The organism is Stenotrophomonas acidaminiphila (genome assembly GCF_001431595.1).
GTDB lineage: Bacteria > Pseudomonadota > Gammaproteobacteria > Xanthomonadales > Xanthomonadaceae > Stenotrophomonas > Stenotrophomonas acidaminiphila.
This window is the reverse complement of record NZ_LDJO01000032.1, coordinates 1-12,675: the sequence shown is the minus strand read 5'-3', so window position 1 is coordinate 12,675 and position 12,675 is coordinate 1. Positions and strand designations below refer to the sequence as shown.

The 12,675-nt window shown below is 69.6% G+C and carries 12 protein-coding genes; 6 read left to right on the top strand and 6 right to left on the bottom strand.

The annotated features are described in order from the left end of the window. Positions 1–2 precede the first annotated feature (2 nt). On the bottom strand, positions 3–245 hold the full coding sequence (locus ABB33_RS11425; RefSeq protein ID WP_152985053.1) for a hypothetical protein: 243 nt from the start codon (positions 243–245) through the stop codon (positions 3–5). Between the two features lie 132 nt (positions 246–377). Between ABB33_RS11425 and ABB33_RS11420 the strand changes: the two genes are divergently transcribed. The 5 genes from ABB33_RS11420 to ABB33_RS11400 all read left to right on the top strand — a co-directional run bounded on the left by ABB33_RS11420 (position 378) and on the right by ABB33_RS11400 (position 4,288). Continuing rightward, positions 378–947: a glutathione peroxidase gene (locus tag ABB33_RS11420; RefSeq protein WP_056932197.1), complete on the top strand. Its 570-nt coding sequence runs from the start codon at positions 378–380 to the stop codon at positions 945–947. 100 nt (positions 948–1,047) lie between these two features. Next, the gene (locus tag ABB33_RS11415; protein ID WP_056932196.1) at positions 1,048–2,007 is read left to right on the top strand and encodes an FKBP-type peptidyl-prolyl cis-trans isomerase N-terminal domain-containing protein; all 960 of its coding nucleotides are present in this window, start codon (positions 1,048–1,050) and stop codon (positions 2,005–2,007) included. Between the two features lie 22 nt (positions 2,008–2,029). After that, entirely contained in the window at positions 2,030–3,379 is a 1,350-nt protein-coding gene (locus ABB33_RS11410) for a UDP-glucose dehydrogenase family protein (RefSeq protein WP_056932195.1), read from the top strand. Then, positions 3,372–3,614, top strand: a complete 243-nt coding sequence (locus ABB33_RS11405; RefSeq protein ID WP_054666557.1) for a SlyX family protein — start codon at positions 3,372–3,374, stop codon at positions 3,612–3,614. The genes ABB33_RS11410 and ABB33_RS11405 overlap by 8 nt, the downstream gene beginning before the upstream one ends. 17 nt (positions 3,615–3,631) lie before the next feature. After that, positions 3,632–4,288: a DUF2058 domain-containing protein gene (locus tag ABB33_RS11400; protein ID WP_056932194.1), complete on the top strand. Its 657-nt coding sequence runs from the start codon at positions 3,632–3,634 to the stop codon at positions 4,286–4,288. A 109-nt stretch (positions 4,289–4,397) separates the two neighbouring features. Here ABB33_RS11400 and ABB33_RS11395 read toward each other — a convergent pair whose 3' ends face one another. Both ABB33_RS11395 and ABB33_RS11390 read right to left on the bottom strand, forming a co-directional pair. After that, positions 4,398–5,567, bottom strand: a complete 1,170-nt coding sequence (locus ABB33_RS11395; RefSeq protein ID WP_056932193.1) for an MFS transporter — start codon at positions 5,565–5,567, stop codon at positions 4,398–4,400. 138 nt (positions 5,568–5,705) lie between these two features. After that, complete coding sequence (locus ABB33_RS11390) at positions 5,706–7,157, bottom strand: amidohydrolase family protein (RefSeq protein WP_056932192.1); 1,452 nt, start codon at positions 7,155–7,157, stop codon at positions 5,706–5,708. A gap of 230 nt (positions 7,158–7,387) precedes the next feature. Here ABB33_RS11390 and ABB33_RS11385 point away from each other — a divergent pair, with 230 nt between their 5' ends. Continuing rightward, positions 7,388–8,269 carry a LysR substrate-binding domain-containing protein gene (locus ABB33_RS11385; RefSeq protein ID WP_056932191.1) on the top strand — a complete coding sequence of 294 codons (882 nt, stop codon included), beginning with the start codon at positions 7,388–7,390 and terminating at the stop codon, positions 8,267–8,269. Positions 8,270–8,281: 12 nt separating this feature from the next. On the opposite strand, the gene ABB33_RS11380 is transcribed toward ABB33_RS11385, so the two are convergent. From ABB33_RS11380 to ABB33_RS11370, 3 genes are all read right to left on the bottom strand, one after another. Then, on the bottom strand, positions 8,282–9,460 hold the full coding sequence (locus tag ABB33_RS11380) for an amidohydrolase family protein (RefSeq protein WP_056932190.1): 1,179 nt from the start codon (positions 9,458–9,460) through the stop codon (positions 8,282–8,284). Positions 9,461–9,732: 272 nt separating this feature from the next. Beyond that, complete coding sequence (gene metH, locus ABB33_RS11375) at positions 9,733–12,414, bottom strand: methionine synthase (protein ID WP_054666540.1); 2,682 nt, start codon at positions 12,412–12,414, stop codon at positions 9,733–9,735. After that, positions 12,411–12,675: homocysteine S-methyltransferase family protein (locus tag ABB33_RS11370; protein ID WP_211260882.1), on the bottom strand; the 265-nt coding region annotated here is incomplete at its 5' end. The genes metH and ABB33_RS11370, both read right to left, overlap by 4 nt.

The following is a 12,675-nucleotide window of genomic DNA, read 5'->3' as shown; positions in this document are numbered from 1 at the left end:
GGTCAGCTCCGTGGGTTCAGCGACTGTGCGAATGAGAAGTAGGGCAGGGAAAGGCTGGTCCGCATCCGCCGGATCGGGCGCTTCTTTTCCTGCGCGTTGGCCTCCTGCTCTTCGCCGGTGGTCCCGGCGGCATAATCCTGGACCTGGCCACGGCCGGCAGGCAGGGACAGCGTGCAGCCGATCAACAACAACGTGCCGGCAGCGGTCAGTGCCGGGAGAAGATGTCGGTGGTGCCTTCGGCTCATGGCGGTCCCCCTGTGTAGGGTGGCTGGTGTTGTATGCAACTATAACACCGACACGCCGACATGCAACTCCCCTGTAACCCAACTGATGGCCTAGTCTGCGCACGCCGCTGCCACACCCCCAGGAGAACTCCGATGTCCATCCGCAAGTGTCTGATTGGAATTATTTTTTCCCTGTCCGTAGCAGGCGCGGCCGGCGCCGCCGATGGCGCGCTGCTGGATCGCGACTACCGGCCGCTGGCCGGAAAGGACCCGGTGAACCTGAACCGCGAGTACGGCGGCAAGGTGCTGCTGGTGGTGAACACCGCCTCCAAGTGCGGCTACACCCCGCAGTACGAGGGGCTGGAGGCCCTGCACCAGGCGCTTGCCGGGCGTGGGTTCTCGGTGCTGGGCTTTCCCTCCAACGACTTCAAGGGCCAGGAGCCGGGCAGCGAGGCGGAGATCCAGGAATTCTGCACGCTGACCTACGGGGTGAAGTTCCCGATGTTCCAGAAAGTGCACGTGACCGGCGCGGAGGCCACCCCGCTGTACCGTGACCTCACCCGCCTGACCGGCGTGGCGCCGGGCTGGAACTTCCACAAGTACCTGATATCGCGCGATGGCCGGGTGGTGGCGCAGTTCCCCAGCAAGGTGCGGCCGGACGACCCGGAACTGCGCGCGGCGATCGAGCGCGAACTCGCGCGGCCGGTGCCGGGCCGCCGCTGATGCGCGCGGCGGCGCACCGCCTCGACATCGCCGGTGCGCGTGCGACAATGGCGCCCTTCGCGCCGATGCCGGCGTCTGTTCACTTCCAGGAAAGCAGCGAATGAAGATGGGAAAGCGCGGCGCCGTGGCGTCGCTGATGATTCTGGCGTTGGCGGTCCCCGCGGCCGTGATCGCGCAACAACCTGCCGCCCCGGCGGCCACCAAGGAGAAGTCCGTTTTGACCTCGGAACGTGAAAAGATCGGCTATGCCATCGGCGTGGACGTCGCCAGTTCGTTCGAACCCATCGCCTCGGAAGTCGACGTCGCCGCGCTGCGCCGTGCCGTGGAGAACGCCTTCGCCGGCGGCCAGCCGCTGCTGTCGCAGGAAGAAGCGCAGAAGACCGACCAGGCGCTGCGCATGGCGATGATGATCCGTTCCGGCCAGCAGGTTCCGGGCATGGCGCCGGGCAGCCAGCCGCCGGCGGTGGACCGCGAGAAGGTCGGCCTGATGCTGGGCAGCTATGCGGTCGGCCCGTCGCTGGCGCCGATCCGTGGCGACATCGACCTGGACTCGGTGTTCCAGGCCATCAGCACGATCTTCGCCAAGGGCACGCCGCTGATGGACCGCCAGCAGGCGCAGGCCACGCTGCAGGCGTTCAGCACCGCCAAGCAGGCCGCCGCCGCCGGCAAGAACCGCGAGGAAGGCAATGCGTTCCTGGCCAAGAACAAGACCCAGCCGGGCGTGGTGACCACCGCCTCGGGCCTGCAGTACCAGGTGCTGCGCGCCGGCAGCGGCGAGCGCCCGGTGGCCACCAGCCGCGTGCGCGTGAACTATGAAGGCAAGCTGCTCGACGGCACCGTGTTCGACAGCAGCTACCAGCGCGGCCAGCCGGCCGATTTCGGCCTGAACCAGGTGATCAAGGGCTGGACCGAAGGCGTGTCGCTGATGCCGGTCGGCTCCAAGTACCGCTTCTGGGTCCCGTCGGAACTGGCCTATGGCAGCAACGGTACCCCGGGCGGCCCGATCGGGCCGGACGCGACGCTGACCTTCGACGTCGAGCTGCTGGGCGTCCTGCAGTAAATCCCACGGAGCCACTGCACCCATGCGCGTTGCGATTTTCGGTACCGGCTACGTCGGACTCGTCACCGGGACCTGCCTGGCCGAGGTAGGGCACGACGTGGTCTGCGTCGACATCGACCAGGCCAAGGTCGACGGCCTGAACCGGGGCGTCATCCCGATCTACGAGCCGGGACTGGAACCGATGGTCAAGGCCAACCATGCCGCGTCGCGGCTGGCCTTCACCACCGACGCCGCCAGCGCGATCGCGCATGGGCAGGTGGTCTTCATCGCGGTCGGCACGCCGCCGGACGAGGACGGCAGCGCCGACCTGCAGTACGTGCTGGCCGTGGCCCGCACCATCGGCCGGCACCTGCAGGTGCCGACCGTGGTGGTCAACAAGTCGACGGTGCCGGTGGGCACCGCCGACAAGGTGCGCGCGGCGATCGCCGAAGAGCTGGCCGCGCGTGGCGTCGAGATCGCCTTCGACGTGGTTTCCAACCCCGAATTCCTCAAGGAGGGCGATGCGGTGGCCGACTGCATGCGCCCGGACCGCATCATCATCGGTGCGGCCAGCGACGCGCCGGTGGCGGTGATGCGCCGCCTGTACGCGCCGTTCAACCGCAACCACGACCGCGTGGTGGAAATGGACGTGCGTTCGGCCGAACTGACCAAGTACGCAGCCAACGCGATGCTGGCGACCAAGATTTCGTTCATGAACGAGATCGCCAACATCGCCGAGCGCGTCGGCGCGGACATCGAGCACGTCCGCCAGGGCATCGGCTCGGACCCGCGCATCGGCTGGCACTTCATCTACCCCGGCGCCGGCTATGGCGGCTCGTGCTTCCCCAAGGACGTGCAGGCGCTGGCCCGCACCGCCGCGCAGTACGGCCATGCGCCCCTTCTGCTGCAGGCCGTGGAAGCGGTGAACGAGGCGCAGAAGGGACACCTGTTCGAACTGGTCCAGCGTCATTACGACCGTGGCGAGGACGAAGGCGTGCGCGGCAAGACCTTCGCGGTGTGGGGGCTGGCGTTCAAGCCCAACACCGACGACATGCGCGAAGCCTCCAGCCGCCGCCTGCTGGCGCAGCTGTGGGAGGCCGGCGCGCAGGTACGCGCCTACGACCCGGAGGCGATGCACGAAGCGCGCCGCGTCTTCGGCGAGCGCGACGACCTGGCGCTGTGCGACTCCGCGTTCGAAGCGCTGGAAGGCGCCGATGCGCTGATCGTGGTCACCGAATGGAAGCAGTTCCGCAGCCCGGACTTCACCCGCATCCGCCAGGCACTGGGCGACGCGGTGGTGTTCGACGGGCGCAACCTGTACGACCCGCGCGAGATCGAGGCGGCGGGGCTGGCCTACTACGGCATCGGCCGGGGGCGCTCCCTGCATGTCTGACCTGCTGCCGAGCGCCCGCGAACAGGCACTGGAAGAGCGCCTGATCGAACTTGAAATGCGCGTGTCCTTCCAGGAACAGGCGCTGGCCGAACTGAGCGAAGCCCTGGCCGATGCACGCATGCAGGGCAGCCGCAACGCCGACGTGCTGCGCGTGCTGCTCGAGGACCTGGGCAAGGTGCGCAACGCGCTGAACGCCTCCGATCCGGCGAGCGAACCGCCGCCCCCGCACTACTGATACGACGTATTCCACGCATGAGCGACACTCTCCGCGACCAGCTCCTGGGGCTGGGTTTCAAACCCGCGCCCAAACCCGAGCGCAAGCCCGATACCCGCCGCGACGGCCGCCCGCAGGGCCGGCCGGCGCAGGCCCGTCCGCAGGCTGGCAACAAGCCCGGCAACAAGCCCGGCCATGCCGGCAGGCCGGCGCACGGCCCCAAGGCCGCGCACTGCGGCCCGCAGGGGCAGCGCAAGCCGCGCTCGCAGGAAGACATCGACCTGGCCAAGGCGTATGCGATCCGCGCGCAGCGCGAGAAGGACGAACGCATCGAAGCCGAGCGGCAGAAGCAGGAAGAAGCCCGCCTGCGCCGCGAAGCCAAGGCCCGGCTGGACGAACTGATCAAGGACAAGGGCCTCAACGACCCGGCTGCCGACATCGCCCGCCATTTCCCCTACGGCGGCAAGATCAAGCGCATCTACGTCACCGCCGACCAGCTCAAGGCGCTCAATGCCGGGCAGCTGGGCGTGCTGCAGCAGAACGGCCGCTACCTGCTGGTGACCGCCGAACTGCTGGCCGAGGCCGAGCGTATCTTCGCCCCGGCCGTGGCGCTGAAGGTCGATCCCGACGCGCCGGCCGAGGACGACCCCTACGCCGACCCCATGTACCAGGTGCCCGACGACCTGGTCTGGTAAGTCCGCAGGTGCGGGGCTTGCCCGCACCCTGCCGGTCGCGATGTGCGCAGGCGCGCCCCGGTCCTGACGGGGCATTTCCCGGCGAGGCCGGTCGCGGCGGAAGCCGCTGCTACTTGCGTCGTTCCGGCACGAAGCAGAACGCGATCACCGCGCCGGCCAGGGCAAAGCAGCCGCCGGCGATGAAGGCCACCCTGCCATCGCCGAACGGCCACAGCTGGCCGGCGATCAGCGCGCCGAGCACGCCGCCCAGGCCCGACGAGAACCCATAGAACAGCCCTTGGCCGTGGCCGTTGAGGTTGCCCGGGAAGTAGCGCGCCAGCAGCTGCATCGCCGAGGCGAAGAACGCGGCGAAGCCCAGGCAGTGGGTGGCCTGCGCCACCAGCATCACCGGCAGGTTCTCCGGCCACAGCGCGGTGGCCCACCAGCGCAGCGCGGCGCTGGCCATGGAGATGATCAGCAGCCAGCTGGCATCCCAGCGCCGGAAGAAGCCGGCGATCAGGAAGAACACCGCCACCTCGAACACCACGCCCACGGTCCACATCAGGCCCAGCAGCGAAGTGCTGTAGCCATGCTGGTCCATGTACAGCGAGAAGAACGTGTAGTACGGCCCGAACGAGAGCTGCTCGAGGAACGCGGCGATGAAGAACGCCAGCACCGGTGGCCGCCGCACGATCGACCAGAAACCCTGCACGTGCGCGGCATGGGTGCCGACATGGCGGGCATAGCGGTTGACGAAGGACGCGCCGGTCATCAGCACGAACAGCGGCAGCATCAGCCATGGCAGCAGGCCGGCGCCGTGGCGTTCGATGATCCAGCCGAACAGCGTGACCACGGCGATGAAGCCCAGTGAGCCCCACACCCGGATCATGCCGTAGCGATGGCTGTCGCTGCCCAGGTGGGTGAGGGTGATGGACTCGAACTGCGGCATCACCGCGTTGTAGAAAAAGCAGAATCCGACCATCACCGCGTACAGCATCCATGTCGGCTGCGGCAGCAGGAAGCCGGTGAAGCTGAGCACGGTCAACACGCAGCCGATGCGCAGCCAATGGATCGGGTGCGGCGATACCGCCGCCAGCGAGGTCCAGGTGCTGGGCGCGACCACCCGGGTGGCGTACCACAGGCTCATCATCACGCTGATCGCGGTCACGCCCATGCCGCGCGACTGCAGGTACAGGCTCCAGTACGGGGTGAACGCGCCCAGTGCGGCGTAATAGAAGAAATAGAAGCTGGACAGCCGGGCGACGGGAACCGTTGGCTGCAGCGTGGTCGGGGAGGTCATGAACGGGCGCGCGGGCGCGGAAAGCAGGGCGCCTATTGTGCGCCCTGCGCCGCGCTTCGTCCCGTCGAAGGCGTGCCGTCGCCTGCCCGCCGGGAACGGGGCCGCAGCGGCTGCGCCCGCATCGTGGGCGACGGGGAATCAGCGGGCGGCTTCGGCGTTCCAGGCCGCGACCCGGGCGCGGACCCCGGCGAGCATGGCGTCCAGCGCGGCACGGTCGTACACGACGCCGCGCATCACCACCGTGTCGATGCCGCGGGTGGCGCCGATGTCCTGCAGCGGGTTGCGTTCCAGCAGTACCAGGTCGGCGGCCCTGCCGGCGGCGATGGCACCGTAGCGGTCGAGCCTGCCGAACCAGGCCGGGCCGTTGCGGGTGGCCGTGGCCAGTGCCTGAGCGGGGGTCAGCCCGTGGCGGACATACAGCGCCAGCTCGTTGTGCAGGCCAATGCCGGGATAGTTGTACGAATTGAGGAAGCCGGCGTCGGTGCCGGCCATGATGCGCACGCCGGCCTCCTGCAGCAGCGGCAGCACCGCCGCGACCCGGGCATGGCGCGCATGGCGCGCCTGGATCTGTTCGGGCGTGGCGCTGGCGGCGCGCTCCACGCGCCAGGCGTAGGTCCTGCGCAGGCCCGGGCCGATGTAGGCCAGGTACGGGTCGTCGGCGTGCGTTTCGCTGTCGAGGAAGCTGAGGATCCGGCTGCCGTCGAGCGTGGGCGTGACCGCGACCCCGCGTTCGGCGAAACGGCGATAGGCGGCCATCGCGGTGGCGCGGTCGAAGCCTTCGTGCAGGCGGCGGCTGGCTTCGGCGCGGTCGATGCGGCCGGCGGCGAAATCGGCGGCGATCGCCGCCTCGTCCGGGATCCCGGCCTGGAACGCGTAGTCCAGGTGTTCGATGGAACTGATGCCGGCATCGACGGCCTGGCCGACGGTCAAGGCCATCGGGATATGGCCGGAGGTGCGCAGGCCGCGCTTCTTCGCTTCGGACAGCGCGTACAGGAACAGCTCCGGCTTGAGCGTGCTGTCGGTGATCTTGACGAAATCCACCCGGTCGCGCTGTTCGCGGTCCAGCGCGGCGTCCACGCCGGCCTCGTCGCCGGCTTCCAGGGTGCCCTTCCACACCGGTGCGATGCCCTCGATCTTGGCGCCGGAGGTGAACAGCTGCGGCCCGAACAACTGGCCGTTGGCGATCTGCGCGCGCCACGCCAGCACCTGCCCGGGCAGGTCGCCGGACGCATCGCGCACGCTGGTGATGCCGTGGGCGACGTACAGCGGCAACAACGCCTTGTTTTCTTCGACCAGCGCCGGGCCGCCGCCGAAGTGCACGTGCATGTCCCACAGCCCCGGAATCAGGTAGCGGCCGCGTGCGTCGACGGTCCTGCGCGCACGCCACTGCCCGGCCAGCGTCGCGTCCTCGCCCACCGCGACGATGTCCGCGCCGCGTATCACCACGGCCTGGCCGGGCAGGGTGCGGGCGTGCTCGACATCGACGAGGGTGGCGTGGCGGACCAGTACATCGGCGTCCTGGCGCGCCGCCAGCGCAGGTGACGCCAGCGCCAGCAGCGAGAAAAGGGCGAGGCAGAGCGTGGTTTTCATTGGGCAGGTTCCAGTGGCGCGCGGCGGGCCGCACGACGGGCAGGGGAGACCGGTGGATACCGGCCGGTCACGTGGCGGGGATCGGCGCACCCAGGCGGTGATGGCCGGGCATGGCCTGTCCCGGTCGGCATCGCGTGCGGGGTGCCCCGTGAGGGGCGCGGACCGGTGTTTGCGTGCGGTCCGGGTCGATGCTACAAGCCGTTGCCTCCATCCAGAAATGAAATGTGTCGATGGAAAACAGTCCGAAATCGAATAGGGTGCTGTTCGACCTCGACCTGCTGCGTGCCCTGCTGACGGTGGCCGACTGCGGCAGCTTCACCGCCGCCGCCGCGCGCCTGCATTCCACCCAGTCGACGATCAGCCAGAAGGTGCGGCGGCTGGAGGAACTGGCCGGGCACCGCCTGCTCGACCGCGGCGTGCGCGACGTGCGTCCCACCGATACCGGCGAGACCGTGCTGGGCTATGCGCGGCGCCTGCTGGCATTGAACGAGGAACTGGGCGAGGCGTTGTCCGGCGCGCACGTGGCTACCACCCTGCGGCTGGGCGTACCGGAGGATTTCGCCGGCGGCCGGACCACGCACCTGCTGGCCGACTTCAGCCGGCGCCACCCGCGGGTGAAGCTGGAGGTGAGCAGTGGCCTGAGCCGTGCGCTGGCCGAGGGCTACGACCGCGGCGAACTGGACCTGGCGCTGGTCAAGCAGCGCCGCGGCAGCCGCGAGGCGCTTGCCCGCTGGCCCGAGCCGATGCGCTGGATCGACAGCGCGGCCAGCCCCGCGTTCGCGCTGGACCCGGTGCCGCTGGTGGCGTTCCCGCCACGTGGCCTGTACCGCGAGGACATGATCGACGCGATCGAGGCGCTGGGCCGGCGCTGGCGCATCAGCTTCACCAGTTCCAGTCTCGGCGGCATCCAGGCGGCGGTCGCCGATGGCCTCGGCATCAGCCTGCTGCCGGCGCGCACGGTGACGCCGGCGCACGTCGTGCTGGGCGCGGAAAGCGGCCTGCCGGAGATCGACAGCATCGAGCTGGCGATCCTGATGCGGCCCTCGGCCGACCCCGAGGTACGGGTGTTGGCCGACATGCTGGTGGAGATGCTGGGCCAGTCGCGCGGCTGAGGCGCGGCCGGATCAGGACGCGGTTGCGTCCACTGCCCATTGGCCGCGGCGGACGATGCGCCGGCGGCATGGCACCCCGGCCACCGCGGCCGCGGCATTGGGTGCATCCAGCACCAGGAAGGTGGCCTCGTTGCCGACTGCCAGGCCATGGCCCTGCAGGCCGATCACGCGCGCGCCGGCGCCGCTGGCCATTTCCAGTGCCATGCACAGTTCCTCGTCGGCATGGAATCCGGAGCGGTAGCCCAGCAGCATGGCCCGTTGCAGCATGTCGCCGTTGCCATAGGGCCACCAGGCGTCGCGGATGTTGTCGTTGCCCAGGAACACCTCCACGCCGGCCGCGCGCAGATACCGCACCGGCGGGAACGGGCGGTCGCCCGGGGCGTTGGTCATGATCGCCACGCCGGCATCGGCGAGCGCCGTGGCGATGCGCTCCAGCTGCGCCTGGCCGACCTCACCCAGCGCATAGGCGTGGCTGACCGCAACCCGCCCCTGCATGCCCAGGGCGCGGCTGCGTTCGGCGATGCGCCGCAACTGTTCGATGCCGCCCAGGCCGGGTTCGTGCAGATGGATGTCGACCTTGGCGGCGTAGCGCCCGGCGATGCCGAAGACCACGTCGAGCTGGCCCGTGCTGTCGCCATCGAGCGTGTCCGGGTCGATGCCGCCGACCACCTGCGCGCCTTCGCGCATCGCCGCATCCAGCACCTGAGCGGTGCCGGGGCAGGACAGCACCCCGGCCTGCGGGAGCGCGACCAGCTCGATGTCGACGGTACCGCGCCAGCGTTCGCGCACCGCGTTCACCGCGTGCAGGTTGTCCAGCCCGGTGGTGGCGTCGACGTCGACATGGCTGCGCATCGCCACCGTGCCGAACCCGGCCGCCTGCGCCACCAGCGCGTCGGCGCGTTCGACGATGGAGGGCGATACCGCCAGCTCCTGCTTTTCGATGGCCAGGCGCTCGCGCAGGGTGCGTGCGGGGCGATGCGGATGCCAGCGGTCGCCGAGGAAACTCTTGTCCAGGTGGATATGGCCATCGACCAGGCCCGGCAGCACCAGCTGCCCGCCCAGGTCGATCTGTTGCACGCCGTCAATACGCGGCAGGGCCGGACCGATGGCGGCGAAACGGCCGCTGGCGACGGCCAGCTCCAGCGGCGCACCGTCGGCACCGACGGCGTTGGTGAACAGGTGGTCGAACATGGCGGTGTCGTGGGCGAGGGCTCGGGGCCGCCACCATAGGCCCGCGGCCGACGCACCGGAAATGAAGTATCGCGATGGGGGCCATTCCGCCCGGCACTGGCCGGCCGCCGGGGCCGCGGGTCCGGGCATGCCTGCCCATCGACGGCCATGCGCGCTGCCATCAGCGCCGCGCGGAGACACTCACTCCCGGGCGTGATCGGCGCCGTGGGACAACCGGGGCGCCGAGCGCGCCGCCACGTGCGCGGCGCCGACACCGCCCGCGAGCTGCCTGCTCATTCGGGGTCGTAGTCCAGGTTCGATGCCAGCCACCGCTCGGCCTGCGCGCGGTCCACGCCCTTGCGCCGCGCATAGTCGGCCACCTGCTCCCGCGACACCCGCCCGACCACGAAGTACTGGCTCTGCGGATGGCTGAAGTAATAGCCCGACACCGCCGCGGTGGGCAGCATGGCGAAGCTCTCGGTCAGCGACATGCCGATGCCTTCGGCGCCGAGCAGGGCGAACAGCGTGCGCTTCTCGCTGTGTTCCGGGCAGGCCGGGTAGCCGGGCGCGGGGCGGATGCCGACGTAGCGCTCGGCGATCAGCGCCTCGTTGTCCAGCGCCTCGTCGGCCGCATAGCCCCAGTATCCGGTGCGCACGCGATGGTGCAGGCGCTCGGCCAGCGCCTCGGCCAGGCGGTCGGCCAGGGCCTTGAGCAGGATCGCGTTGTAGTCGTCATGGTCGGCCTCGAAGCGCGCCACGTGCGGCTCGATGCCGATGCCGGCGGTGACCGCGAAGGCACCGATCCAGTCCTGCCTGCCGCTGTCTTCCGGGGCGATGAAGTCGGCCAGGCAGAAGTCCGGGCGCTCGGCCGGCTTGTCCACCTGCTGGCGCAGGAAGTGCAGGGTGGCCTGGCCGTCGGGCAGCGATACCACCACGTCGTCGCCGCGGCTGTTCGCCGGCCACAGCCCGAACACGGCACGCGCGGTCAGCCATTTTTCCTTGATGATCGTGTCCAGCATCGCGCGCGCGTCGCGGTACAGCGCGCTGGCCTGGGCGCCGACGATCTCGTCGTCGAGGATCGCCGGGAACTTGCCGGCCAGCTCCCAGGCGCTGAAGAACGGGCTCCAGTCCAGGAACGGCAGCAGGTCCTGCAGCGGCCAGTCCTCGAACACATGCAGGCCCGGCTGTGCCGGGACCGGTGGCGCGTACTGCGCCCAGTCGCAGCTGAAGCGCTGGCCGCGCGCATGTTCCAGCGAGACCAGGCGCTTGGCGTCGCCGCGGTTGCGGTGGCGCTGGCGGATGTCGGCGTAATCGGCATCGTTGGCCGCCACGAACGCGCCGCGCAGCTCCTGCGAGATCAGCGACTGCGCCACGCCCACCGCGCGCGAGGCGTCCTTCACCCACACCGTGGGCGCGCTGTAGTGCGGGTCGATCTTCAGCGCGGTGTGCGCGCGCGAGGTGGTGGCGCCGCCGATCAGCAGCGGCGTGCTGAAACCCTGGCGCTGCATCTCGCGGGCGACGTGGCTCATTTCCTCCAGCGAAGGCGTGATCAACCCGGACAGGCCGATCAGGTCGGCGTTCTCGGCGCGCGCGGTGTCCAGGATCTTCTGCGCCGGGACCATCACGCCCAGGTCGATCACCTCGAAGTTGTTGCAGGCCAGGACCACGCCGACGATGTTCTTGCCGATGTCGTGCACGTCGCCCTTGACCGTGGCCATGACGATCTTGCCGTTGCTCTTGCCGGCGTCGCCGGTGCGCAGCTTCTCGGCCTCGATGAAGGGCAGCAGGTAGGCCACCGCCTTCTTCATCACCCGTGCCGACTTGACCACCTGCGGCAGGAACATCTTGCCGGCGCCGAACAGGTCGCCGACCACGTTCATGCCGTCCATCAGCGGGCCTTCGATCACGTCCAGCGGCCGGCTGGCCTGCTGCCGCGCTTCCTCGGTGTCTTCCTCGACCCAGCTGTCCAGGCCATGCACCAGCGCATGCGCCAGCCGCTCGCGCACCGGCTTGCGGCGCCAGGCCAGGTCCTCGGCCTTCTTCTCGCCCTTCCTGCCCTTGTAGCGCTCGGCGATCTCCAGCAGGCGCTCGGTGCCGTCGCGGCGGCGGTTGAGGATCACGTCCTCCACGCGCTCGCGCAGTTCCGGTTCCAGTTCGTCGTAGATCGGCAGCGCGCCGGCGTTGACGATGCCCATGTCCATGCCGGCGCGGATGGCGTGGTACAGGAACACCGCGTGGATCGCCTGGCGCACGGTCTCGTTGCCGCGGAAGGAGAACGAGACGTTGGACACGCCGCCGGACACGTGGCAGTGCGGCAGCGTGCGCTTGATGATGCGGGTGGCTTCGATGAAGTCCACCGCATAGTTGTCGTGTTCCTCGATGCCGGTGGCGACGGCGAAGATGTTCGGGTCGAAGATGATGTCCTGCGGCGGGAAGCCGACCTGCTCGACCAGGATGCGGTAGGCGCGGGTGCAGATTTCAACCTTGCGCGCACAGGTGTCGGCCTGGCCGTCCTCGTCGAAGGCCATCACCACCGCGGCGGCGCCATAGCGGCGCACCAGCCGGGCGTGCTCGATGAACGCCGCTTCGCCCTCCTTGAGCGAGATCGAGTTGACCACGCTCTTACCCTGCAGGCACTTCAGCCCGGCCTCGATCACGCTCCACTTGGACGAATCGACCATCACCGGGATGCGCGCGATGTCCGGCTCGGACATGATCAGGTTGAGGAAGCGGGTCATCGCCTTCTCGGAGTCGATCAGGCCCTCGTCCATGTTGACGTCCAGGATCTGCGCGCCGCTGGCGACCTGCTGGCGCGCCACCTCCACCGCTTCCTCGTAGCGCTCTTCCTTGATCAGCTTGCGGAACTGTGCGCTGCCGGTGACGTTGGTGCGTTCGCCGACGTTGACGAACAGCAGGTCCGGGGTGATGACCAGCGGTTCCAGGCCGGACAGGCGGGTATATGGCAGGGTGTTCATGCGGCCTGCTCCCGGGCCTGCGGCAGGGCCCGCGGCGGCACCCCGGCCACGGCCTCGGCGATCGCCTTGATATGCGCAGGAGTAGTGCCGCAGCAGCCGCCGACCAGGTTCAGCAGCCCGGAGGTAGCGAACTCCTTCAGCGTGGCGGCCATTTCCTCCGGCGTCTCGTCGTACTCGCCGAAGGCGTTGGGCAGGCCGGCGTTGGGGTGGGCGCTGACGTAGCCGTCCGATACCTGCGCCAGCGTCCCCCCGTGGGGAGGA